Source organism: Noviherbaspirillum agri (assembly GCF_054780595.1).
Genome location: NZ_BAAGWA010000001.1, coordinates 200,233 through 226,008, shown reverse-complemented (window position 1 = coordinate 226,008; position 25,776 = coordinate 200,233). Strand labels below are relative to the sequence as shown.

Below are 25,776 nucleotides of genomic sequence, written 5' to 3'. Positions count from 1 at the left end.
CTTAACTCTGGCGGAGGTAGTTTGAGAACGCCTTGCCGATTTCAGGATGCTTCTCACCAAACCGAACCGTCGCCTTCAGGTAGCCAAGCTTCGAACCGCAGTCGTAGCGGGTACCAGTAAACGGATGCGCCAGTACTGGTTCCTCTTGAAGCAACTCTGCAATACCATCCGTCAGTTGAATCTCGCCACCAACGCCAGGGCGGACCTGTACAAGCTTGTCAAAAATCCGTGGCGTAAAGATGTAGCGCCCAACCACCGCAAGATTCGACGGCGCCACATCAGGATGCGGTTTCTCGACAATTCCGAAAACGCGCTGGCATCCGTCATCCCGCTGTGCCGCCTGCACGATCCCATATGAACCGGTCTCCTCCCGCGCCACCGTTTCCACACCGAGGATGGAGCTCCCTGTCCGTTCGTAGACGTCGACCATTTGCGCCATGGCTCCCGGCTCGCCATCAATCAGGTCATCGGCCAGAATGACGGCAAACGGAGCATCGCCAACCGCAGGACGCGCGCAAAGCACTGCATGTCCCAAACCGAGTGCCTGCGCCTGCCTGATATACAAGCACGACACGTGCGAAGGCAAAATGTCCTTGGCCAACTCAAGCAGCTTGTGCTTGTTGTTCATCTCCAGTTCGGTTTCCAGCTCATATGCCTTGTCGAAATGATCCTCGATACTGCGCTTGTTGCGCCCGGTAACGAAAATCATCTCCGTAATGCCGGCAGCGACTGCCTCCTCCACGGCATATTGAATCAATGGTTTGTCCACGACAGGAAGCATTTCCTTGGGACTGGCTTTTGTCGCAGGGAGAAAGCGCGAGCCCAGGCCAGCAACCGGGAATACTGCTTTGGTGATTTTTTTCTGCATTTTTATTGCTCTCTGATACATAGGAAACGTTCTCAGGCAGCTAGCGGCGCAAGTCGGATGGCCGCCCGCGTATTGGGTCGTAAAGCACCGCATGCATTCAGGCAGGTTTCAATATCCTGGTGCGGAACAACAATCGACTGCGGTGCCGGAAATCTTCTTCCACCGAGGAGATCCACAGGAAGACGAGGCTTGCGACCAGCGCGCAACTCGTCGATATGGAAATGCCCCCAGCTCTCCCAATAGGCCAGTCGCGTTGGAGATATTCCGTTTGGGTTATAACCCGTTGCTGCGGCGTTCATCAGCGAATCCGGCCGGTGAGAGCCGATCGTAAGTGGCAGCGCCACACGATGCATCGCCTTGTTCCCGAAGACCAGCTTCAGCCTTGCCAAAAACTCGCTGTCAGCACCTGTGCGGACGGGATCCCAGCCCCCCGCTTTCTCTAATACCAAGTCTTTCCGGAACAGCGGCGACGCTGGATTCAGGCGTTTGAGCGGATGCACTGGCCGTGCGTAATACAGTCCATCGTCCTGCACGCGAACCCATTCAGAAATGGAGAACACGACCCGCCTGTCTTCAATCAAAGGGCGAACCTGTCGCTCGATCCTTTCAGGATGTGCCCAGTCATCCGAATCATGACAAGTAATGAATTCGCCTGACGCATGCTGCAATCCGATATTCTTCGCTACATAGGTGCCGACGTTACATGGCAAGCGCAGATACCTGACACGCGCGTCCGTTACGGCAATTGCCTGCACTACACTGCCTGTGTCATCACTACTTGCGTCGTCCACAACGATCACTTCAATGTCGCGGTAGGTCTGATCCAGCAGCGACTTGATCGCATGTTGGATACGGCTACCAGCACAGAATGCCGTCATTAATACCGTTACCAATGGCCCACGCATCGCGCGCCCCTTCTCGATAGTCGGCACCATATTAGCTGGGCAAGGTGGCAGCGACGGATCTCGTAGCGCCACCGGTGAAAGCGAATAGCTGGTAAAAAACGTATTCAGATGAGCAAGCTGCTGTTGCGGCACAGGTGCTTCGGCATTACTCAAGAAAAGATTGAGCTCCGGCCTCTTTATCCCTGCTCCAGCAACGATCGCTTCACGCAACACCTCCGTAGCCTCATCGCTCCGCCCCATCCGCAGCAGGAGTGCCGCCCGCAGTCCAGCCGGCGGACCGCAACCATCCAGAAGCGACAGAGCGAAGGCCGGCATAAACGGTGCAAGCGCATCCGCCAATGCGACCTGGTTCTCCCCGAGCATGCGGCGTGCCACCAGATTGCGTGCGATATCGCTCGCTTCCACATGTCGCCCACAGGTAGCCAAAGAAACTGCGCGAGCAAAACCGGCACGCCAGTCGCCATCACGGCACTCGCTGTTAGCGACCGTTTCGTACAGGCCCAGCCGGTACGCCGCATAAAGCTCCTTGGCACTCCGTGGAACGGCGTCCGCATTACACCGGGCCAGCGCCGCAGCAAACCGGTTTCTGGAAAAGAACCAATTGAACTGCAGCTTGCGCATCATGAGTCGTTGCCAAACAGATCCCGGCTATACACCTTGTCCGCCACGTCCTGAATCTCATCGGTAAGGCGGTTCGCAACGATCACGTCCGCCTCCCGTTTGAACGCCCCCAGGTCATTTACGACTCTCGAATGGAAAAACTCCGTCTCCGTCAGCATCGGCTCGTACACGATGACCTCGACACCCTTTGCCTTGATGCGCTTCATGACACCTTGCATGCTGGACGCTCGCAAATTGTCAGAACCGCTCTTCATGATCAAGCGATGAATCCCCACAACCTTTGGCTTGCGCTTGAGGATGCTTTCGGCGATGAAATCTTTGCGCGTCGTGTTGGAATCCACGATAGCGCGAATGAGCGTCTGCGGCACATCCTGGTAGTTGGCCAACAGTTGCTTAGTGTCCTTTGGTAAGCAATAGCCGCCGTAGCCGAATGACGGATTGTTGTAATGGTTGCCAATGCGGGGATCGAGACAAACGCCCTGGACAATATGTTCAGTATCCAACCCGTGGATAGCTGCATAGGTGTCCAACTCATTAAAGTACGCCACCCGCATGGCGAGGTAGGTATTGGCGAACAGCTTGATCGCCTCTGCCTCGGTGGAATCGGTATACAACACCGGAATGTCTTGCTTGATCGCGCCTTGCTTCAGCAAACCTGCAAACACTTCTGCACGCTCCGACCGCTCTCCCACGATGATGCGCGAAGGATGCAGATTGTCGTACAAGGCGCGGCCTTCACGGAGAAACTCGGGCGAGAACATCAAGTTTTCGCAGCCCATTTCCTGTTTTATACGCGCGGTAAACCCCACCGGGACAGTGGACTTAATCACCATTACCGCGTCTGCATTAATGGCCATCACATCGCGTATCACGGACTCGACAGATTTCGTGTTGAAGTAGTTCGTCTCCGGGTCGTAGTCCGTTGGCGTAGCGATGATCACAAAATCTGCCTCTGCATAGGCTTTATGCTTGTCGAGCGTGGCATGAAAATGCAGGGGCTTGTGTGCCAAATAGTCTTCGATTTCGGTGTCCACAATCGGCGAACGTTTCTGGTTGAGCAATGCTACCTTGGCTGCATCAATGTCTAGCGCAACAACCTGATTGTGCTGCGCCAGCAGCATGGCGTTCGACAGACCCACATATCCTGTTCCAGCGATGGCGATCCGTTTCATGTAGAAGAGACTTCCTTATTCAAACAAATCAGCGGCATCAAGAGCTAATCCGAGTTGGTCTTTAGCCGACAAAATCGGCATCCCCTCATATCCCCATTCGATACCGATCGCCGGATCGTTCCATGCAATACAACGCTCGTGCTGTGGCGCATAGTAATCGGTGGTCTTATAGAGAAAATCCGCCGAATCGCTGAGAACCACAAAGCCATGTGCGAAGCCTGCCGGCACCCAAAGCTGCTTGTGGTTTTCTTCGTTAAGCTCGACGCCGACCCATTTTCCGAATGTCGGCGATCTCCTGCGAATGTCGACCGCCACATCAAACACTGCTCCGCGCACAACCCGAACGAGCTTGCCTTGTGGCTGTTGCACCTGGTAATGCAAACCACGCAGCACTCCTTTGGCACTGCGACTGTGGTTATCCTGTACAAAGGACTCATTCAGTCCCGTCAGATCGTTGAATGCCTTCTGATTGAAGCTCTCGAAGAAAAACCCTCGGGTATCACCAAAAACCTTCGGTTCGATCACGAGCACATCAGGTATCGACGTAGCCGTGGCCCTCATGAAAACACCTTCTCATTAAGGATGCGCATCAGGTAACGACCGTAACCATTCTTTCGCAGCGGCTCAGCCAGCGCCTCCAGAGCGGCGGTGTCTATCCAGCCATGGCGCCATGCGATTTCTTCCGGACAGGCGATTTTCAGGCCCTGACGGTGCTCCAGCGTTGCGATGAACTGCCCGGCCTCGAGCAGGCTCTCATGTGTGCCGGTATCCAGCCACGCATAACCACGCTCCATAATCTTGACATTGAGCTGCCCCATATCCAGGTAGGCTTGGTTGACCGTTGTAATTTCGAGCTCGCCCCGTGCGCTCGGTTTCACTGCCTTCGCGATTTCGACGACCTGATTGTCGTAGAAATACAGGCCAGTTACTGCATAGCTGCTCTTGGGATTTGTCGGTTTTTCTTCAATGCTGGTCGCCTTGCCATGCATATCGAACGCAACGACGCCGTAACGCTCCGGATCCTGCACGTGGTAAGCAAACACAGTCGAACCAGACTCCTGTGCATTGGCGTCAGCGAGTAAATGTGTAAAGTCGTGGCCATGGAAAATGTTATCGCCCAATACCAGTGCACTCGGGCAGTTACCTACGAATTTCTCGCCGATGATGAAGGCCTGTGCCAAACCGTCCGGGCTAGGTTGTACCGCATATTGCAGGTTCATGCCCCATTGGCTGCCGTCTCCCAGCAAATGTTCGAAACGCGGCGTGTCCTGCGGTGTGCTGATGATCAAAACATCCCGGATCCCGGCGAGCATCAGGGTACTCAACGGGTAATAAATCATCGGCTTGTCATACACCGGCAAAAGCTGTTTGCTGATGGCCAGGGTGGCAGGATGCAGGCGCGTGCCGGAACCGCCCGCAAGAATAATTCCTTTACGTTGCGTCATAGTCTTAGATTATTGTTGGAGAATTTCTTGCAGCATGCGCGCAACACCACTGCGCCAATCTGGTAGCGCGAGTCCAAACGTGGCTTGCAGCTTACTGGTGTCCAGACGAGAGTTATGAGGACGGATCGCCGGCGTTGGATATGCACTGGTCGGAACCGGAACGATCGCCTCTGGTGATGCCTTGAGCTCCACGCCGGCCAAACGCGCCTGCTCGAGCACGAAGCGCGCATACGCATACCAGGTCGTTTCGCCGCTTGCTGTCAAATGGTAGAGACCAACCTTGGCTGGATCCCGCAAGGTTTCACGTATGGCATGGGCAGTTACATCGGCCAACAGCTCAGCACCAGTAGGTGCACCAAACTGATCATCGATGACTGTAAGACTGTCACGTTCCTTCGCCAACCGCAGCATCGTCTTGGCAAAGTTCCCGCCGCGCGCAGCATAGACCCAGCTGGTACGGAAAATCAGATGCCGTGCGCAATGCTGCGCAACCAATCGCTCACCTTCCAGTTTGGTGCCTCCGTACACGTTCAGGGGGCCGGCGGGATCGCTCTCCCTCCAGCATTTGTCGCCACTGCCATCGAAAACATAATCAGTCGAGTAATGCACCATCAGCGCACCAATTTGCTGCGCAGCGCCAGCAACTGCACCCGGCGTGGTGGCATTCACTTTCCGGGCAAGTTCTGGTTCGCTTTCGGCCTTGTCCACGGCAGTGTGTGCTGCGGCATTGACGATTACGTCAGGTCGCACCTTCAGCACAGTTTCGGCGACCTTTTCCGGATGGCTGAAATCAGCACAAAACGCCGTACTGTCGAAATCAAGCGCCACCAGTTCACCCAGCGGCGCCAGACTGCGCTGTAACTCCCAGCCGACTTGACCGCCCTTGCCCAGCAGAAGCAACTTCATACGACCACCTCAGCCGCTACCGTGTCGTATTGCTTCTTCACCCACTCGCGATACGCACCGCTTTGCACGTTACTCACCCATTCGCTGTTGGCCAGATACCATTCGACTGTCTTGCGAATACCGGTATCAAATGTCTCTGAGGGCTTCCAACCGAGCTCCTTTTCGATCTTGCGCGCATCGATCGCATAACGGCGATCGTGGCCGGGGCGGTCGGCCACGTAGCTGATCTGCTCGCGATAACTCTTTCCATCACACCGTGGGCGCAGCTCGTCCAGTAAAGCGCAAATAGTGTTGACAATCTCGATGTTCGGCTTCTCGTTCCAGCCGCCGATGTTGTAAGTCTCTCCGAGCCGCCCTGCTTCCAGCACGCGGCGAATCGCACTGCAATGGTCTTTCACGTAGAGCCAGTCGCGCACCTGCATGCCGTCGCCATAAACCGGCAACGGCTTGCCTGCCAGCGCATTAACGATCATCAGCGGGATGAGCTTTTCCGGAAAATGGTAGGGCCCGTAATTGTTGCTGCAGTTTGTAGTAAGCACCGGCAGACCGTAAGTGTGATGCCATGCTCGGACCAAGTGGTCGCTTGCAGCTTTGCTGGCGGAATACGGGCTGTTAGGCTCGTAGCGATTGGTTTCGGCAAACGGCGGATCTTCCTTGCTTAACGTTCCATAGACCTCATCGGTACTAACATGCAAAAAGCGGAAGACTGCCTTGTCGGCGTCCGGCAATGCCCCCCAGTAATCACGCACCGATTCGAGCAAGTGAAAGGTACCGACGACGTTGGTCTGGATGAAGTCGCTAGGGCCATGAATGGACCTGTCCACATGGCTTTCGGCAGCAAAGTTGACAACTGCGCGCGGCTGATGTTCTCGCAACAGGCGTTGCATGAGAGTGGCATCTCCAATATCACCCTGCACGAACACGTGTCTCGCATCGCCCTGCAGGCTGCCCAACGTTTCAAGGTTCCCCGCGTAGGTCAGCTTATCGACGTTAATGATCGGCTCATTACCTGATCCAATCCAGTCAAGTACAAAATTGGCACCGATAAAACCAGCACCACCGGTTACTAAAATCATGAAATTCCTTTCAGCTCCTACAATAGGCACTAAGAGTTAGTATGTAAGACAAGGTCGAACATATAGTCACAGTTCAGGTCTGTTGATACACAGTCGCGTAGTTTATCGACGCTCATTGCCTTAGGTAGTGGTTGGTAGGACGGCGTCTCGCATTCAGCGGCAGCAGCTGCAGGCGCACAGAATGCAAACAGCGCCGTGACGCGGATAACTACCAGCGCGCTGTGTAGCCTTAAGTCGGCCCACTTAGGTGACGCTTCATCGCTAGATTGCTGCTGCATGCACATCATGTACTATCCCCGAGCAGGCGGCGCTCGAATACGGCATATGCACTGTCCCAGTCATACTTGGCAATCGTGGCAAACGCTTTCTCGCGTATGCGTGCCATGGCGGCTTCGTCGCTTAGTACGTCCAGAATACGCTGCGCCGCAATCTCAGGAACAGGTTCGACTTGTACTGAGTTGTGCTCGTCGAGCAGCCACCGATTCGCCTCGTTAACGTTGGTCGCCACCAAGCAGCCGCAGGCCATGTATTCAAACGGCTGGTATGACGGATGGGGCGTCACCATGAACACCAAACCAACATCGGAACTGCGGTACAGGTCAGCCACTGCCGTCAGACTGTTAAGAAGCCCCCAGTTGTCGACCACGCCTTCTAGACCGTATTCCTTGACGTCCCACTCGGCGCCGACCGAGATGATTTCTACCCTATCTTTCATCTTGCGCTTTAAGGCCTGCAGTGTCATGACGCCAAGCGAAAAGCAATTTCGGGCGTTGCCTGGTCTGCCGTAGAACACCACCCGGCGCACGGGCTTGAGTTTGACTTCGCGCGACTGCGGATAGAACACGTCCTTGTCGATACCAGGAAAAAAGCTGACCATGTCCGGCGAGTACGCCAGATACCGGTTGCCTACGCCTGGCGTATTGGCAATGCAGCTAAATCCAAACCGATAGGTCTGCTCGATTGCAGCGTACACAGACCCGGCCTCATAAAACAATGGTTCGTAGTCTTGCATGAAATAGAACTTCTTGATGACGCGGTTGTACTTCAGCAGTAGGTAGGCCGTTGTCCACAAGGTGCAAAACGCCACTTCGCTGCGTGGCAGTTCGTTAATCGAGGTCTGTCCGTTGACGAACTTACGCACCACAAACCGCATCCGCGGAAAATGCTGGGAAAGTGACTCAGTGATCTCCCGGACATCGAAATCGACGCCATTGTGCGCATACATTATGAGCATATTGACGGTGCCCCACTTGATGCTCATGCGCTCGGCGAACATGAAAACAGTTCGTACACCGCCCTTTAATGCATGGGTGACAACCGGCAAGAACCATGTCGCCGTATTAACGCTAGACAGCTTTTTGCCCTTGCCCGAGTTGATAGCTGCCTGGTTTGCACGAATGTCGTCAATGGACGCGTGGGCCAAACGGACTAATCCCTTATCTTTCAACATGTGGTTTGCCGCCCTTTTCTTTACACCGATACCATTTTGGAATAGGGAACTTCCAGCGCACTTGGATAGCCACTGTTTTTTCCGTGCCCCAGATACGCGAAGTCAAAGCTGTCGCGTAGCGTGATCTTTTCTTTGAAAAGCGGCAGCCATTTGACACCATGCTTCCAAAGCACATAATTCAAGCTAAGCTGGTCGCGATGGCTTCCAGCCTCGATTTGGGCGGACCACTCAGCAAAGAGGACTGCCGCATCCGGATGACGCAAATTGGCGACGAAGAAATTCGTCTCGATTAAGCCTTGTCCTTTCGGGAATCCTTCCCTGCGATACCGGTTCAGCTGCACGTCAACCTGTTCGCGCGTATCTTTCTTCCCAGCCACCACGGATTCGCCTTCGTCGTACAGACAATTACGCTGGGCATGCGGAATACCGAAAAAGGCCACATTTGGGTGCGCAAGTGCGAAATCGACATACTTGTCGAGCTCGCCCCGAATGACCACATTCGCATCGATCCACACCACGACATCGTACTGCTGCAGGTATTTGTGCGGATTAACTTTGATGTGCCGTGCACGGCGCACGGTACGCTCGTTGGCGTACTCGATCGCACGCACTTCCCAGAAGCCGCGGTCGTTGACCAAAGAGTCGGTATAGAGCAGATAGTCGAAACGTTCATCGAGCTTTTCGTGAAACACGGGCTGGTCATAACCGCCAGTCATGGCGGTGTAGACGGCATAGCGCGCACGCCGGTTCGGTTTCGCGGCCCGATAGTCTTCCACGATCCGTCGCATCTGATCCTGCCCGAAAGGCAGCCGATATGGCCATTTGTGCGGATGGTAAAACATTAGGCTGTGCTGCTTTTCCGCCTTGATCTGCAGGAGCTCATAGCCATGGGCGACAACGATCTCGCCCAGCAGCCGCTCTACTGCGTGCGCGTAGGTGCCGTCGACCTGGCCAGCCTCATCGGGGAAGTCCTCCCATGTGAGTGGCAGATTCAGCAGACATGCGAGCGATTCCTTGCGCGCCCAGAACATCGATCCGGCGGGGAACAAGGCGAGCTCCTCCTTATTGATCTCAATGCCGAGTCGACTAGCAAGCTTTTGGCAGATATCGTAATTGGTTCCCCACGAAATCTGGCCGCGCAGCGAATGATGGTATTCCGGAAAAAGCATGCCGATGTTGGCACTTTCCCCGAGAATATTGATAGCCGCGGCCACTAAGGCGGGTGAGCCCAATAAGTTATGCACGAGTTGACGACGCCAATCGGCCTTGGCATGGTTATGCGGACTGCGCTTCGAGTGGATATGGCAAATGATGTCATGCCTAAGTAGGCGCTTGCCAAAGCCCACTAAAAACGGCGCGATATCCCGGCCGCGATTGCGGTGCACTTCGACGACCACCCGTGCTAACGGCAGGTCCGACATAAAGCGCTTTTCCACGGTGGCGCGGGAGTACTCATCCACCACGGACACATACAACGTAAATGGATACGGTATATTTTTCAGGAAATATGCGAATTCGGTCGCAAGGTCGGCGTAAAACAGGTGCAGATGCACACCTATACTGGGCAACGCCTTTGGTGAAAGCGCCGGTACTGCGTCAGGCATGTCGTACGGCAGCACTAGGCATGGACCGAAGTGAGAAGGATCAACTTCGAAGTCTTTTGTCCCATACGCCGGTGGTGGCAGCAACGTGACCGCCACGCCGTGCATGTCCTTAGTCAGCACGCGAGTAACGTTCGTGCGACTGCACCTTGGCGCGGACTGCGCGGCGCAGGCTGCTCCGGCCTGTACAATCCGGTCGGCTAGTTCGCGGCGGATCGGGTCGAGTTGGAGCGCTTCCTCACCGATACGCTTTAGCAACGAGTTGAACCGGTCTGCGCCATGCTTCTGGCGCAGCAGATCGTTTGCCTTGCGTGACAGCTCTGTCCTGCGCTCATGACCAAAGCTCTTCGATTTAGCATGAAACACATACGCGTCATCGGCCACGGCGAAGGAAAAGCCCGCATCTGCCGCGCGCACGCAGAAGTCGTTTTCCTCGCCATATCCCATAGGGAACGTTGCTTCATCCATGAATCCTATGGCATCCAGCACTTCGCGGCGAATCAAAAAGCAAAAGCCGTTGATGAAGGACAAGCGAGGATAGCGCTTGCTCGAATACTTTCTGACGAACGCTGCGAACTCGTCGGCGGTCATCCCTTGTGGGATATCGTTGATGGCAAAGTTGCCATTGCCGTCGCGCAGGGCCGGTACATTTTGCCAGCTTGCGGCATTCGATAGTGGCCCAACCACGCCCAATCTCGGATCGGATTCGACGCACTGCACGAGGCTGCGCAACCAGCCACTAGTAACTATGGTGTCACTGTTTAAGGTCACGACATACGGCGCTCGACTTGCCCGCAAGCCTGAGTTCACTGCAAACGTATAGCCACGGTTGACGGAATGCTCGATCAGACGAAAGTTCGGGTGCGCGTGGCAGAATTGACGAAGCCATGCCGTTGTGTCCTCTCCCGAACCGTCATTGACTACATAAACGCTAACGGTAAAGCCATCAGTGCGATACGCTACGGCTTCTAGGCAGCGCTTGGTGTCCTCGAGCGCGTTGAACACCGGCACGACGATATCGACCATCCGCGGTCTTGGCACTGGTGACGATGTCAGTGTGCTGTCGTCGTGCAGCAGTGCGCTTAGCAGCATGCATTCGACGGCGTCGCCCTGGGCCTGCTCGCTACGCGTCCGCACCAGCGCACGCATGAGTGCATTAAGCCGGCTGTCAATCTCTTTCCGCGAAAAGGCCGCTTCCACCGCCCCGCGTAGGCGTGGCAAGTTCGCCGCAAAGGAAAATTCACGCAAAAATAAATCACGCGCCGTATGCTGGGCCGACACATTGCCAACCATTGTTCGAAGTGCGATGTCCAATGCTTCAGGCGCATCCGACGACCGTATCAGCTTGAGCGCCGGCTCGTTGGCGAACTCTGTCAATGCGAGCGAATCAGTTGCCAGCACATGGAATCCCATCGCCAGCGCATCCGAAAGCTTGGCAGGCACCTGGAATGCGGTGATTGCAGACTGCTCATCCGAGAACAACAACGCAAGGTCACCCATGGCAAGCAACTCCGGCAATGCGTCAGGACGCTGATTACCGAGAAACTTGAAGTCGACCGCGTGCCGCTTTTGTAATTCTTGCTTAAGTGCCTCGTCCGGGAAATCACCCGCGATAACGAACACCAGGTCCGATCGCCCCAGCGCTGTGATCGCGTCGGCTGCCTCGATTAATCCCTTGTGCTTGCGCGGAGTGCCGCAGAACATGACGACGATCTTATCTTGAGCAATGTCGTGCTTTTCCCGGCTTGCACGACGTAGTTGTGCCGAACCCTTGAATTTTTCCTCATCCCGCGCGTGGCGTATGATCGTGCCGCCATAGCGCTTTTGCAAGGCCGGGTTGGACACAGTGATGCCATCAAAGGCGTCGGCCATACCAACCGCGATTTCGGTCCACACTTTGCCGTCGAGTCCTTCTAGAGCAATCCGGTCGCCGGAGGCGGCCAAGTACTTGTCGAGCGCGACGCCCGATTGCGAACCTACGAAACTGAGCTCTTCGTCGTCGATGTCAACGAGGACCGTCGCTCCCCACAGAAGCTTGTACAGGATGCCGAAAAGGATATTCGGGCCGCGCGGCTTGGACAAATGCACCAGATCGACCGGATGGGAAGCGACCAAGGCGATTGCCTGCTCCAAAAAACGCGCGTGATCCTTCACAATAAAGGCATGGCAAATAAGTCGGTCGTGCCGGAGTGGCTCCCATACCTGGGTACCAAACGATGGAAATATCGCGCCGACCAGCTTGACATCTGCGAATCGCTCATACAGCTTGGCTAGCGTGTATGCGCGCCCGGCAGCGTTATGGGATAGTTCCCAGCCGCATACCGCAACGCGCTGGCGACTATCGGCTTGGCGCTGCAGTCGATAGCGCGCGCGCGCAATCTCGATGTTGCCGGCGAGGATGCTTGCCATGGCAGGCGCGGCATAAACGGCCTGGAGGTAACAGGCAATGGCGCGGTCATATTGCTTGTTGCGCAGTGCCTCATTGCCTTGGGCGACACTGGCGGCGGATGCCGGGCGGGACGAAGCAGCGGAAGTAGGGTTCATACGGGCGAAGTCACTCAATACGGAAGTCGGCCAGCCAGACCGGCGCGATATGTTTGCGGTGATCAAGGTCACCGTCAGGTTGGTGATTGAACTGCAGGAGCATGGTGAGCACCTGTTCGGAACTCCGACGAGTTCGGTCGATGACCGGCTCGGCGAAGCCTACGCCATCCTCCCAAAGCACCGCAGTGGGGAGATCCACCTGGACAGCCAAGTCTGCCGACAGCAGGCGCCTGTTGTGTTTTCTCAATTGCGTAATGCTCATGCGGCCCTGCGTCAGGTCGCCGCGGTAGATCGCGTAGGCATCATCGGTTTTGGTGATGATGATTTCCGGGCGACTAATCGGGATCTGCAGCGTACCGCCGCCCTTGAGCACGAATGTATCGGTGCGACAGGAGAAATACTGGTGCTGCCACGTATGGCCATCAAACCAGATGTGCTGGTATTGAGGCACCCCATTCGCATCGTTCGAATAAAAGGCTATGTGCGGTCGGTTATGACTATCCAGCGCCATGCTTGTCTGGTTAATCAAGTTACTGCCCGGCGACACGGGCCAGACGGTCTCTGCGTTCACCTGCGTGATAGGCAGCTTGTAAGGTTGGCCAAGCGAGGTAAACCAGTTGAGCCCGTTGTCGGGGGACCAGGCGTAGCCAATGTTTACGTTATTGACGAGTTGCCGCTCACCCAGTGTGTCGGTGCGCCATACGAACGAAAGATGTAGTGAACCGTCGCTGCCAATGGCAGGATGATTCCAGTAAGCGTTGCTAGTCCAAGGTTTTTGATCAGCACCTGACAGGATTGGCGTGGGGCGATCGGTCCAGCTTTGTGTGCTTTCGCTGTAGGTTTTTAGGCGCGCGCTGCCTTTGTTGTGTACGCCGTCGCGATACAGCAGTGTCAGCGGGTGACCCGCGCGCGGCAGGATAAACGTAGGATAAGTAACGCGATCTTCATTCACCCCCGTCATGGCCAGCTCCTCAGTCCAACTTTCAATGGCATGCGGTTGGCTGCTACGACGGTATCTGAGCTTGGTGGCGTGGTGATCGTAGGAGATGTGGATATAGCCGTCCCGGTCAATTCCGAGACTGATGCTGTTATGCGCATCGCGCAAGTTATAGTCGCCAGCGATATCGTGCGTCTTGAAGTGATTTGTCCCCAAGTGGCGCTGTACTACACACAGACTTGCCTCATTGCGGTAAAAGGCTGTGTACTGAAAGTCGCCCCACGTCATCACGCCATGGTGTCGAAATATCACCGTATTGACAGTGTTACCGGCCCATCCTTCACCCAGATTGAATGCGGCTAACTGTTGCACATTCAGCCCGTTTGTCTGCTGCTGCGGGAGCTGTCCACAATGATCTGACGAGTCGGATTGCGGTACGTTTAACTGGGCTGCCAATTTGGTGAATTCTGCGTCCGAAAGCTTCACTCCTACTTGCGCGAATTGTTTCTCCGCTCTGGCTAGAGTAATCAGACGTATGTCGCCACCTATAGGAGCCGCCTCAACTGCTTGCCTAAAGTGAAGAAAAGCCCTCGCATGGTCTCCAGCGAGCGCGGCTGCCTTGCCGAGTGAGTTGTGCGTACCGGATATAAGAAATTGATTGATTGCTTTCTGGCTGCTTCCCGCATTTCTGGCTAACAAAAGGCATTTCCGCGCCACGACATCATGCCCGAGCTGCAGGTTTGCGGCTGCCGAGAGTAATGCTAGTTCTGCGCGCTCACATGCCTCCGGCAAAGTATCGAGATTCAGCTGACTCAGGCTTTCCCAGTCGCCGAACTGCCATTGGGTGCGAGCACGTTGATGCAAATCGCTGCCGCCGATGCTGTTTTCGCGGCATGCTTCGGTTCTTTTCTGGAATGTAGATACGTTGCGTTGCTTCTTTCGGCGCATCACAGTTCTTGCTCCGACAAGATCAGTTCTTTTATGAGAGCGATTTGTGTTTCAGCCTTTAGAAGCTCTACTTCCATATGATGCGAGTGCAATTCATTCTCTGCACTTTGGGCCTGCATTTGCAGTAACCGCTGCTCCAATGCGGCAATCTGCGCTTGCTTTTCGCTTAAAAGTCGGTCAACTTTCTCTTTGGCTTGCAGAAGATCTGTCTTTTCTTTTGCCCACGCGGCCTTTTCAGTTTGTGCGCTGAGTACATACTTTTCTATTTGCTGCTTTGCCTCCGATAAGGCGCTTTCCTTTTCGGCTTGGGCTACATGGTGATCCTGCTTCAATGCTTCTAGCTGTGCGGCCCGTTCGGTAGCCAGCTTGTCGGCAATCGCTTTGTCGGAAGTGAGTTGCTCAATCTGCTGTTGGCGCGCATCGGCCAATTTCTCGGCAGCAGCCTGCGCCTCCTTGAACCTTTGTATCTGGACAGAGCACTCATCAGCGTGTTTCGCTATAAGGGCATCACGTGCATTCTTTTCCTGCGCGCTGCGTTGGCTCAGTTGTTCGATTTGTTGCTGGCGTTCAGAGGCCACATTCTCAGCTGCCGCTTTTGCCTCTGTAAGTTCTTTAATTTGAGCGGTACATTTCTCAAGTTGATGCCGGTGCACTTCGTCCTCAACGCTTTGGGCCTGCACTTGCTTAAACTGCTGCTCCAATGCGGTAATCTGCACCTGCTTTTCGCTTAGGATTCGGTCAACCTTCTCTTTGGCTTGCAAGAGGTCCGTCTTTTCTTTCGCCCACGCGGCCTTTTCAGCATGTGCGCTGAGCACGTACTTTTCTAGTTCCTGCTTAGCGTCCAATAAGGCGCGGTCCTTTTCGGCCTGAGCTACATGGTGATCCTGCGTCAATGCTTCTAGCTGTGTGGCACGCTCTGCAGCCAGCCTCTCGGCATTCGCTTTGGCTGAAGTGAGTTGCTCGATCTGTTGCTGGCATTCAGAGGCGAAATTCTCAGCTGCCGCTTTCGCCTCTGTGAGTTCCTTAATTTGATCCGTGGATGCTTCCAGTTCCCTGACGATGGTCGCTTGAAGCGCCAATTGCTCCGCGTACAGTTCGGCGTTGCGCGAATTTGTCGCATTAAGCTGAGCCAACTGCTGTTGGAGTTCCAGCGTCTCCAATTGTCGGTCACGTATGAACACCGCGTGACCTATGCCTGGATGGCGCCCAGGTTGCGCGGCCAAGAAGCGGTAGCCTTGTGCTGCCAAGTACGCCTTTAAAACTGGCAGATCTGCGCCATTGGATATGTGCTCGCTATCACTGAGCAGGACGCGCGCGACAACAACGTCCACTCCGTTCATCGAACCCGCACCTTGAATGATCGGCAGGGCTGGCAGGCAATTCACCAACAGCCAGTTGACAGCGGCACCTTTAAGCAGCTCGGCCAATACGATTGCCTGGCGTGTCTGTTTCTCTTCAGTCTTAATGTTGGGCCAGTGGTTACGCAGAGTCTCTGGCTCCAAGAGGCCACTTTCTGCAGGGTTGCTGGCACGGTGATAAGCGACGGTACCGGTTTCGCTTGCGACAACGTCCCCGCAGATACGCCATCCATCACGCTGCGCGAAGTTGCGCTGAAGGCGCTCAAATTGCGTCTCTTCGGCCTCGACCAAGGTAACGTTTGCTACGTCCCATTGCACCAGTTGCCGTACCCAGTCGCCAGTCCCGCCCCCCGCTCCCACCAGCAAAACGCCAGTTGGTTCGAACAGGACTTGAAGGTGGTCGAACCAAGCATTGATGTCATTGATCATTGCGACAGCCGCCCCTCTTGCTTGCGATGTTGTCTGAATTCCTTGATATCGCGTCGAAACGCAAATGGCAGTTTTGCCCAGCCGATAGGTGATTTTGCGTTTTTGATGAGCGTCGATCCCAGCCGGTAACTGAGGTGCTGCTTGACCTTATCTCCTTCCGCAGCGTCGCGATACTGGTGCAAGGGCGGCAACTTCTTACCCGCCGTTGCCGACTTCGCACGCCGGAATTGCTGCGTCTCGCGCAGCAAAGCCCACGGCAACGTGACTAGTCCGCCGACTGACCGGCTGCGTTGCACCATGAGGTATCCCAAGCGGTAAGATAGTTGTGCCTTAACCCGGTCGGCCGCGCCATAGTAAGCAGGCTTGGAGGCCTTGGCCGGCGTAGCAGCGGCTTTCTTCAGACGCTGGTTCTCGATGTAGTAGCGCTCCAGTTCCTCCTGGACCTGGTGAAGCTGACGCAGAAGGAGATCATTCTCCTGCTGCACTTCTGCACTGACTACTGGCGCAGACGTAGCCTTCTTGAGTCTTGCTTCAAGGGACTGGGCAAGCTCTGTTTGCTTTGCGAGTTGTTTCGTGAGTTCTTCGCTTTTCTTCTCACGCTCCGTTGCAAGCCTTGCGAGGCTATCCTTTTCGCTCGTCAGCTTTGACTTTTCCTGATTAAGCTGCTCGATGCCTTTTTCACGTTCTGTTGCCAGCTTGGCGAAGTTTTCCTTTTCACTGGCCAGTTTTAACTTTTCCTGACTAAGTTGCTCGATGCCTTTTGCACGTTCTGTTGCGACTTTTTCAGCGTCTTGTAATGCCTTGATTTTTTCTTTTTGCTGTTGCGCTTCGAGATAGAACCGCTCGAGCTCTTCCTGTACTTGATGCAATTGAAGGAGTAACAGCTCGTTCTCCTGCTTTTGCTCTCTCGTTGTCTCAGCCAGCTTGCTGCGGCTAGCTACTTGCTTTGCAAGTTCATCTGCCTTGGCTGAAGCCTCCTGGGTCAGGCGCTCTATTTCCTTTGTGTTCCGGTTCAACTCTTCTTGTACGGACTTCAGCCTCTCCTCTGTACCAACCAACTCGTCGCAAAGCAGCTTTTTATCTTCTTCTGCCCGCTGCAGTTTCAGCTGCCCCTGCAGACGCAGAGCAGCAAGGCCGCGCCATGCTGCCAAGGCAGGAATGCCAGTGACCGTGCCGTTTGTGAGAGGAAGGTTTGCCGCAGACTGCAGTTCTGCATAAAGCTGGAGAACCTGCGGCTGCTGGCTAACGATGGCTTGCGCCAGGTGCTGTTCGAGCGCGACCTCATCTGGCAGCGATACAAGTCCGGCTTGGCATTGCTCAAATGTCAAGTTCGTACCGCCACAGACGGTGACGTTAGAAGAGTCGAACGGACACTCGCCGACGATTGAATCTTCCGCAAAGTCTTCATCGCTCAGATCATGTTCAGAAACCGCGATGTTTTCCGTAGACGAGGAATGCGTGAGTTCTGCGAGCGGCGCACCGATACGCGCGCGAACTTGTTGCAAATATTTGTCGGCCGAGTGTTGCACCTGCCGGGCATGTACGAGCAAACAGCGCTCCGTATTACGGTAGTAGAAATGAAGCAACGCGGCATTGTAGGCCTGCCAGGCATGCACGCGTTGCTGCAGTTCTTCTTCGCTGAGAAACCCGTTTTCCTCGCTGCTTCCCAACAGTGTTTCGGGCGAGTTGTAGACAAGGATGAAGGTGATGTTCTGGTCGAGCGTTTTCCAGTAGTCAAGGAGGTACACAGACGAGGGATCGGCCCACCCCCAAAGCTCCTGATCTATGTTCCCCAGCAAAAGATCGAGCGCCATCCCATGCCAGACCGGACTGGTATCAATCTGCGCAATATCGCGACCTGTCGGCAGTTGATGCAATGGTTCTGCCTTGTATGCCTTGCGCAGCATCGTGCCGATTTCTTCGGCTGTGAGGCCTTCACGGCGAGAAGGGCGTGCTCGGCTCATTCCACAGGCATTCAAGAGCGATTCGACTTCCCGATAACCTGATTCCGGGTGCCCCACGATGAGGATCTTGTTCATAGTTTTGTAGTATCTCTTTACAGGCCCAACACCACTTTGGCGCTAACAGCGATCTGATAAATAATCTGCGTCATGTCCTTCCAGATCTGACGCGACTTCACATCCACCTTTGGCAGTACAAGCACTTCGTCCCCTGCTCGTAACGCTGGATTGGAGGTGCCTTCTTCAAAGCTGCCGTCACGGTGAGCAACAACTACGCGCGAGTTGTCTGCGTTTTGCGTGTAGCCCCCTGCGCGGCGAATGTAGTCGTCCAGCGTGAGTTGCCCGTCGTAGGCGATGGCGTTCGGGAACAGCACCTCGCCGCTGACGAGCACGAGACCGTCACGCGTCGGGACCTTGATGACGTCGCCGTTTTCCAGCAGCAGCTCGTCGCGGCTGCTTGCTTGCGCAATCAGCACCTGCCCGCTGGGTTCGATCTTTTTCGCGCGCTCCACCCATTGCAGGATGAGCTCCGCCTCTTCCTTGCGTAGGCGTGCCTCGTCGCTGGTGCCGCTGCGTGCGGTGAGCACGGTCGATTCCAGGCTCTTCATTGAGGTTTGCAGCATGAGCTTCTGGCGCTCGCGCACGCTCTGGCGGTAGAGCTGTACGCTTTGCGCGTCGGATCGGTCCGAGAACTGGATGCGGCTCATCAGCTCGCCGATTCTTGCGCCGTAGGGCAGCACATATTCCTGCGCGCTGAGGTGTTCGCCTTCTACGCGGACGGTGATGGTGCCGGGCTTTTTGTCAGCGGTGAATTCCACTTCGTCGCCGTTGCTAATGCTGACGTTGCCAGCTTCCGCCAGGGTGTAGTAGTCGATATTGCGGACGGTGCCGGTGTTGCGCACTACGCGTACATGCGTTGCCTGGGCACGCGGCTTGGCGAAGTTGGCAAGCTGGGCGATGGACAACGCGCTGTCCTTGAACTCGAAGCGTTTGGCGTTCTCTGCGAGGCCGGACACCTTGACGGTGTGATTGCGCGGTGCGACGAAGATGACGTCGCCGTCGGCAAGCTGCAGCAATGGCAGGCGGCCCTGCAACAGGAAGTCGTACAGGCTGACGCTGGCCCTTACCTGCTCGCCGCGTTTGACTTGCACATCGAGGAAGGTGCCACGCTCGGGATCGATGCCGCCGGCCTGGTCGAGGTAGTGCAGCAGGCTGTCCATGCTGGTGCCGTTGTACAGGCCGGGGCGGTTGACGAAGCCGCCGACAAATATGCGTACCGGCTGGGCGGCGGCAAGGCTGGCGTAGCTGTAGACGTTGGCGCGGAATACCTTGCGCACTGCGGTTTCCACCAGTTGCTGCAAGTCCTGGTTGCGCACGCCAAGCACTTTTACCGGACCAACGTGCGGAAGGAAGATGTTGCCCTGCGGGTCGACGGGGACGACGTTGTCGAAGGTGTAGCCGCCCCACAGGCGGATCTGTACCCCGTCGCCAATGGCAAGCATGTAGTCCGGGTTGAACTGGGTGACGCCGGGCCGTGCGAAGCTGCCGGTGAAAAGTTGTGCGCCGAATACGTCGCTGGCGGCGTTGTTGGAATAGTCAAACTGCTGCGGTGCCTCGGGGCGCACTTCCGCGGGCTTGACGCTCGGTGCGGCGGTGCTCTGCACAGGCTGGCGCGAGGTCTGTGCTTGCGTGGCTGGCATTGCAGGTACCGCGCTGCCCGGTGCGAAGTTCAGGCCAAGCGCGGCCTCAGCGGCGAAGGCGCTTGTGCTGCCCGCGAGCAGGATGAAGGCAAAGGAAGTGATACGGCGCATGGCTTAGTCCTTGTGGTCGCGGATGATGGCGGCGAGCAGATGCACGATGCCGGCCAGCAGCAGCGTGACCAGAATGAAGACGACGATGTTGTAGAGGCGGCTTGGCTCCAGCGGGTACTGGGGCAGCGTAGGCGCCTGCAATACGGAGACCTTCTTGATGGTGCGGGTGGCTTCTACCCGGCCCTTTTCCAGTGCGACGAGTGCGGTCTTGTAGACGTCTTCCGCAAAGCGGGCTGCCATTTCCAGGCGCTGGTATTCCTCGACGGTGCTGTTAAGCGTCTTGCCGGTGGGCGCGGTCAGGCGGGATTGTTCCTGCGTGATCTGCTTGTCGATGGCGGCGAGTTGCAGGTCCACTTCCACCACGCCTGGTGCCTGCGGCGCTAGGTAACCGAGCAGCGCGGTGCGTTTGGCCTGCAGCTCCGTGCGTTGCGCTTCGAGGCGGTTGATGGCGGCGGCGATGTTTTCTGCGGTGCTTTGCGGGGAAACCAGTCCCTTCTGGTTCTGGAACGTGATGACCGCATGCCTTGCTTGTTGCAGGCGATCTGCATGCTGTGCGACTTGCTTTTCGACGAAGGCAACCTGTTCCTGCGCGAGCTGGTGCGCCATGGCATTCATGGTGCGCTCACCCTCCTCGACCAGCATGGCGGCGATGGCGTGGGCGGTTTTGGCATCGTAGCCTTGTGCACGGATGACGAGCACGCCGGCGTAGTCGTCGTATTCGATGCTGGTGCGGGACAGGTAGTGGCGGTGGAAACGTTCCTGCGGTGTGTCCTTGCTCCACATGCGCGAGAGCGGATCGCGGCCTGTGTCGCTGTAGTGCGCACGCAAGTCCAGCTTTGCGTCGAGCTTGTTGAGCATGTCCACCGACAGCAGGTGGTCGCGCAGCAGGAGCTGATCGGTACGGCTGCCGGCTCCTGCACCGGCGAGCAGACTGCCAAAGTCCATGGACTGGCCGCCGGCCATGTCGGTGCGCTGGATGATGACGCGGGCTTCGGACACATACCGGTCGGACGCGAGCAGGCCCCAATAGAGTGTTGCCAGCACGCATGCCACCAGTGCGAGAGAAAAGGTGCGCTGGCGCAGGAAGGCCGGTGCCAGCAGTCGCTGCATGCGGTCCGGCCCTTGGGTCAACGTTTTGACAACGGGGTTGTTCTTGATGAAGCCAATCATGCGGCGATGCTTTCCTTGTAGTGTTTCAGTGCCTCGCCAATGTCGTCGAACCAGTGAGCCTGCCCTTCGTGCAGCCAGATACCAGCCTTGCAGAAGCGGCGCAGCGTGCTCTCGCTATGGGCGACCATGATCAAGCCTGCATGGTCGGCAACGCGCTGGAATGCCGCGGCGGCCTTGTCCTTGAATGCTGCGTCGCCAGCCGCGGTCACTTCGTCGGATATATAGACGTCGAAGTCGAATGCCATCGACAGTGCAAACTGCAGGCGCGACTTCATGCCGGAGGAATAGGTTTTGACGGGCTCGTCGAAGTATTCGCCGAGTTCGGCAAAGTCTTCGATGAAACGGATGCGGTCTGCCATGTCGTCGATATCGCCATGGCCATGGATGCGGCAGACGAACTTGGCGTTCTGCCGGCCGGTGAGCGACCCCTGCAGCCCGCCGCCAAAGCCCATCGGCCAGGAGACGCGGCACTGCCGCTCGACGCGTCCGCGCGTCGGAATGTCGATGCCGCCGATGATGCGTAACAGCGTGGACTTGCCTGCGCCATTGCGGCCGACGAGGCCGACATTGACCTTGGGCGGAATGGTGAACGACACACCCCGCAGCACCCATCGGCCGGGGCCGTGGTCGGTGCGGTAGCGCTTGTGGACGTCGTCAACGATGATCATTGCGCCACCAGACGATTGGCAAACCGCACATGCAGCGCGAGGCCGAAGAAGATGGTGACCAGCGCAAAGCCATAGAGGTAGGCCCAGCTTGCCCCGGGCGCCGGGTGAAACTGCGGGAAGTATCCGGCGCGCAGGATTTCCAGACCATGGAGGAAAGGATTGAGCAACATCCACTCGCGGTAGGGCTGCGGGATGGCCATGGCGGGGAACATCACGCCGGAAATGAAATACAGCGGGCGGAACAAGAGATTGGCGACCTTGCCCAGTTCGGGCACCAGTTCCGCGCCGACGGACAAGATGAGGCCGATGCCCATGCCGCACAGCCATAGGCCCACAACGGCCACAAGGACGAGCAACACATCATGCGGAACGACATGGAAGCCGAATAGGCCGGCACCTGCGAGCAATACCAGCGCGGTAATCAGCATAAGAAACCCTTCCAGTCCTGCGCGGACTAGCACCGTATCGACCGGCTGTACCTGACGGTAGGCGAAGAGTGCCGAGTTGGCGCTGATGCCCCCCATGCAGCGGGTCGCGGTATTCTGCGCGAGGAAAAACCCGAGCAAGCCGGTCACGACGAACATCCCGCCGTCGATGCCGTAGGTAACGCGATGGAGAACGAAGCCGAACAACGCCATCAGGAAGATGAGATGCGCGACCGGCTCCAGCAGGATCCAGAGCCATGCGGCGCGCCCGGCGGAAAGCCGATTGACGGCCTCGCGCAGGAATAATGCAGAGATCACTGCCCGTTGAATTTGCCAACTACTTCTCATGGTGCCTTCTACTTGCTGCTTTATGGCAACGGGATCGATCCCGTACTACATTGCTCTAAGAATGTCAACCCACGCAACTATCTAGTGCGTAACGCTCTGTTACACCACCAAACCTTCCCATAAGAAATATTTATTCCAAAAAATAGATCGATTGAGTAAGACAAAATCCGACTTAAGCTTCTGATATTCCTCAAATTTTATTCATTCCAGCCGTTCAAAGAAATCACCTTCTTCAGTATCCAAATCGCTCAAAAAGTGATGGCAGGAAAGCTTAAAAGGCGGTTATCCTGTAATCCTTTGTTACATTGCTGTTGGGAAATATTGCAGTGAGAAGAATCACGCGCCACCTGCCATGGCTGATTTTTGGGATTGGCGGGCTATTGAGCGGCTGGGCCAGCTGGAAGATCAGCGAAAAAATCGAGTCGGAAGCGCGCAGTGCTTTCATGCTCCGGGCTTATGAGCTCCAGTCCTCGCTGGCGATGCAGTTCCAGCGGTACGAGGACCTCCTGTTTGGCGCGGCCGGTCTCTATCGGGCGGACCACGCGGTATCGCGTGCGGAGTTTGCTGCGTATGCCGCAGCACTGAATATCGGCGCCCGATTCCGGGCGTTGTCTTCCTTTAATTACGCGGAGTACTTCGACCGTTCGCAGCGCGAACAGTTTGCGCGGGCGTTTCCGGGAAGTGTAGGTTCGGTGGAGAGCGCATCGCTCAAACTGGCTTCAGACCGTGATGAGCATATGGTGATCACACGTACGTTCCCCGACGACGCTCCTGGGCTTGGTTACGACCTGATGAACAACGGACATCGCCTGGGAAAGCATGTCAGTTTTCAGTTATCCGGCAGTCTGTACCGTCGCAATATTCCTGTCAGCTCCGGCTTGCCGCTGCTTGCACCGGGCGCGACACGCCCTGCACTGGCGCTGCGCCTGGGTGTATTTACATTGAACGGGACGGACATTCCCCGCCTGGTAGGGACCGTTGGCCTGGCCTTCCGGATTGCGGATTTCTTTCAGGAGGCGGCGCCCGCGTTTGCGGATGGCCGGCTGTTCTATCGGGTGGAGAATATCGGCCGGGTCGATGGAACCGCATACAACCCGCCGGTCGAGATCTATACCAACGCCGGCCAACAGCACCTGACAGGCACGCCCGGTGATCTCTACAAGACTTCCTTCATCCAGCCTTTTGGCGGTGCGCTGCTGCGCGTGGAGCTCATTAAAGACCAGGCGAGTCTTGTTGGCAATCGGGTTACGACACTGCCGTTTTTTGTGTTTGCAACGGGTCTTCTTTTCTTCGGACTGATCGCGACGATTGTGCGGGTTCTCGTCCATCGCAAATTTGAGCTCGCGGCAGCCGTCAACAAGAAGACCATGGAGCTGGAAAAGGAAATCCTGCGGGCCAAACAGCTGGAGCGTGAACTGGCAAACAGCGTGGAAGAGGAGCGGCGGCGCATTGGGCACGAGTTGCATGATGAAATCGGGCAGCGCCTGACCGGGTTGAGCCTGAGCTTCAAGGCGCTGTCTGAAAAACTCAGGCCGACTTCCCACGAGCTGTCCGCGCATGCGGCAAACCTTGAAGAGAACACGAGGGAAACCATCGCCAGCGTGCGCGCGCTGACACACGGGCTGGTGCCGGTACCGCAAGAGCCAGACGGACTCCGGATCGCGCTGGAGCAGCTGGCCACCGCAGCATCAACCCCTGCAACGCAATGCACCTTCGATTTTGATGACCCGGTCGATATCGATGACGCGAACGTTGCGGCGAACCTGTATCGCATTGCGCAGGAGGCGACCAATAATGCGCTCAAGCATGCGAAGGCAACGCAGGTGACGATTCGCCTCGACGAGGTGGACGGAAAAGTCACGCTCTCCATTACGGACAATGGTGTCGGCTTTGAGCGCGATAGCCATGGCGTCATGTGGAGAAACAGCACTGCGGGCGCCGGCCTGCGAATCATGAGGCACCGGGCGTCGGTCATCAATTACACGCTGCATGTCGATTCGTGTCTCGACCGCGGCACCACAATCAGAGTACAGGAATGCTGAACCCTACCCAATCTGCAACGCCCAGCGTGCTGCTGGTCGACGACCACCCTGTTGTCCGTATGGGGTTCCAGACACTATTGAAGATGGACAATGCCGCCTATGTCTTTTATGAGGCAGAGAACAGTGCCGATGCACGGGCGATGGCGGCCAGGCATGCGCCGCAGGTGATCCTGCTGGATCTGAGTCTGGCTGGCGCGGTGGATGTTTCATTGATCGCCGAACTAAAAGCGGCGTCTCCTGCAAGTCGCGTCCTGATCGCGTCCATGCACGAAGAGCGGCTGTATGCGGAGCGCGCCATCCGGGCGGGCGCGCATGGTTACCTCATGAAGAACCATGCAGCCCATCAGATTGCAAAGGCGGTCAGTACCGTGCTGGAGGGCGGCACCTGGCTTTCTGCCGCCATGCAAAAGCAGCTGATGGCGCGGCTGTTCAACACGGACCGCTCCAATGAGTGGGAAAAGATGGCGTCGCTCTCGGACCGCGAACTGGAGATCCTGCGGCTTTTGGGCATGGGTTACAAAAAGTCCGAGCTGGCATCCCGACTGGGACTATCCCCCAACACAATCGAAACCTATCGCACGAATCTCAAGCGCAAGCTGTCGATCAATACCGGGGCGGAGCTGTACCGTTTTGCTTTCCTGCATTTTCAGAGCGAAGCGGCGTCGAAGTGACATGGAGGCTGGAGGAATGGGCGTTATTGATCCGGCTGTGGTTCGTTGAATTAACTCCTCTCCCCTGCCCATCTCCCACAAGCGGGAGAGGAAGTCAGAGTGCGGCCTGACATGACGCCTTCCGCTTCATGCCTGTCATCAGCTGGCCCGATCCTGCGTGTTCGGCGTTTTTTCTGTTTTGCAATCGCTGCGGCGTCAGCGGCCTCGTCGTAACTGTTATCGAATCGACGACGACATGCGACTTCTTGCTGACACCTCTTGGCGTGCGACCACATTTCTCTGAGCAAATCTGCTTGAAGAGTATCAACTTTCGTTTTCCTTTTACGATGATCTGCCCATCGTTGGCGATCATGTTTGCTACGGATTAACAACAGCAGGTCGCTTATCGGAAAAAGTTCTCTTTGTCAGTTACAGGGAGAA

19 protein-coding genes are annotated in these 25,776 nt (G+C 56.3%); 2 read left to right on the top strand and 17 right to left on the bottom strand.

Features of this window, described 5'->3' with window-relative positions; all coding sequences use genetic code 11:
- Position 1 precedes the first annotated feature (1 nt).
- From galU to ACYVIA_RS00800, 16 genes are all read right to left on the bottom strand, one after another.
- Positions 2-868 carry a UTP--glucose-1-phosphate uridylyltransferase GalU gene (gene galU / locus ACYVIA_RS00875; protein ID WP_460836973.1) on the bottom strand — a complete coding sequence of 289 codons (867 nt, stop codon included), beginning with the start codon at positions 866-868 and terminating at the stop codon, positions 2-4.
- A 32-nt stretch (positions 869-900) separates the two neighbouring features.
- Positions 901-2,397: a glycosyltransferase family 2 protein gene (locus ACYVIA_RS00870; RefSeq protein WP_460836972.1), complete on the bottom strand. Its 1,497-nt coding sequence runs from the start codon at positions 2,395-2,397 to the stop codon at positions 901-903.
- On the bottom strand, positions 2,394-3,566 hold the full coding sequence (locus ACYVIA_RS00865) for a nucleotide sugar dehydrogenase (protein ID WP_460836971.1): 1,173 nt from the start codon (positions 3,564-3,566) through the stop codon (positions 2,394-2,396). Before ACYVIA_RS00865 ends, ACYVIA_RS00870 begins: the two co-directional genes overlap by 4 nt.
- Positions 3,567-3,581: 15 nt before the next feature.
- Entirely contained in the window at positions 3,582-4,127 is a 546-nt protein-coding gene (gene rfbC / locus ACYVIA_RS00860; RefSeq protein WP_460836969.1) for a dTDP-4-dehydrorhamnose 3,5-epimerase, read from the bottom strand.
- On the bottom strand, positions 4,124-5,011 hold the full coding sequence (gene rfbA, locus ACYVIA_RS00855; protein ID WP_460836968.1) for a glucose-1-phosphate thymidylyltransferase RfbA: 888 nt from the start codon (positions 5,009-5,011) through the stop codon (positions 4,124-4,126). Before rfbA ends, rfbC begins: the two co-directional genes overlap by 4 nt.
- Before the next feature lie 9 nt (positions 5,012-5,020).
- Positions 5,021-5,917 (bottom strand): dTDP-4-dehydrorhamnose reductase, encoded by an 897-nt coding sequence (rfbD, locus tag ACYVIA_RS00850; RefSeq protein WP_460836966.1) that lies wholly within the window; start codon positions 5,915-5,917, stop codon positions 5,021-5,023.
- Positions 5,914-6,993 (bottom strand): dTDP-glucose 4,6-dehydratase, encoded by a 1,080-nt coding sequence (rfbB, locus tag ACYVIA_RS00845; protein WP_460836965.1) that lies wholly within the window; start codon positions 6,991-6,993, stop codon positions 5,914-5,916. The genes rfbD and rfbB overlap by 4 nt, the downstream gene beginning before the upstream one ends.
- Positions 6,994-7,276: 283 nt before the next feature.
- Entirely contained in the window at positions 7,277-8,443 is a 1,167-nt protein-coding gene (locus ACYVIA_RS00840) for a rhamnosyltransferase WsaF family glycosyltransferase (protein ID WP_460836963.1), read from the bottom strand.
- Positions 8,444-8,463: 20 nt separating this feature from the next.
- The gene (locus ACYVIA_RS00835; protein WP_460836962.1) at positions 8,464-12,588 is read right to left on the bottom strand and encodes a rhamnan synthesis F family protein; all 4,125 of its coding nucleotides are present in this window, start codon (positions 12,586-12,588) and stop codon (positions 8,464-8,466) included.
- 10 nt (positions 12,589-12,598) lie between these two features.
- Complete coding sequence (locus tag ACYVIA_RS00830; protein WP_460836960.1) at positions 12,599-14,473, bottom strand: BNR repeat-containing protein; 1,875 nt, start codon at positions 14,471-14,473, stop codon at positions 12,599-12,601.
- Positions 14,473-16,260: a hypothetical protein gene (locus ACYVIA_RS00825; RefSeq protein ID WP_460836959.1), complete on the bottom strand. Its 1,788-nt coding sequence runs from the start codon at positions 16,258-16,260 to the stop codon at positions 14,473-14,475. Before ACYVIA_RS00825 ends, ACYVIA_RS00830 begins: the two co-directional genes overlap by 1 nt.
- Positions 16,257-18,299 (bottom strand): hypothetical protein, encoded by a 2,043-nt coding sequence (locus ACYVIA_RS00820; protein ID WP_460836958.1) that lies wholly within the window; start codon positions 18,297-18,299, stop codon positions 16,257-16,259. The genes ACYVIA_RS00825 and ACYVIA_RS00820 overlap by 4 nt, the downstream gene beginning before the upstream one ends.
- A 17-nt stretch (positions 18,300-18,316) precedes the next feature.
- Positions 18,317-20,032 (bottom strand): polysaccharide biosynthesis/export family protein, encoded by a 1,716-nt coding sequence (locus ACYVIA_RS00815; protein ID WP_460836956.1) that lies wholly within the window; start codon positions 20,030-20,032, stop codon positions 18,317-18,319.
- Positions 20,033-20,035: 3 nt separating this feature from the next.
- Entirely contained in the window at positions 20,036-21,202 is a 1,167-nt protein-coding gene (locus ACYVIA_RS00810) for a chain-length determining protein (protein ID WP_460836955.1), read from the bottom strand.
- Positions 21,199-21,870 carry an ABC transporter ATP-binding protein gene (locus ACYVIA_RS00805; RefSeq protein WP_460836953.1) on the bottom strand — a complete coding sequence of 224 codons (672 nt, stop codon included), beginning with the start codon at positions 21,868-21,870 and terminating at the stop codon, positions 21,199-21,201. The genes ACYVIA_RS00810 and ACYVIA_RS00805 overlap by 4 nt, the downstream gene beginning before the upstream one ends.
- Complete coding sequence (locus tag ACYVIA_RS00800) at positions 21,867-22,643, bottom strand: ABC transporter permease (protein WP_460836950.1); 777 nt, start codon at positions 22,641-22,643, stop codon at positions 21,867-21,869. Before ACYVIA_RS00800 ends, ACYVIA_RS00805 begins: the two co-directional genes overlap by 4 nt.
- Positions 22,644-22,969: 326 nt before the next feature.
- Here ACYVIA_RS00800 and ACYVIA_RS00795 point away from each other — a divergent pair, with 326 nt between their 5' ends.
- Entirely contained in the window at positions 22,970-24,685 is a 1,716-nt protein-coding gene (locus ACYVIA_RS00795; RefSeq protein ID WP_460836948.1) for an ATP-binding protein, read from the top strand.
- The gene (locus ACYVIA_RS00790; protein WP_460836947.1) at positions 24,679-25,356 is read left to right on the top strand and encodes a response regulator transcription factor; all 678 of its coding nucleotides are present in this window, start codon (positions 24,679-24,681) and stop codon (positions 25,354-25,356) included. The genes ACYVIA_RS00795 and ACYVIA_RS00790 overlap by 7 nt, the downstream gene beginning before the upstream one ends.
- A 94-nt stretch (positions 25,357-25,450) precedes the next feature.
- Here ACYVIA_RS00790 and ACYVIA_RS00785 read toward each other — a convergent pair whose 3' ends face one another.
- Entirely contained in the window at positions 25,451-25,708 is a 258-nt protein-coding gene (locus tag ACYVIA_RS00785) for a hypothetical protein (protein ID WP_460836945.1), read from the bottom strand.
- Positions 25,709-25,776: the final 68 nt, after the last annotated feature.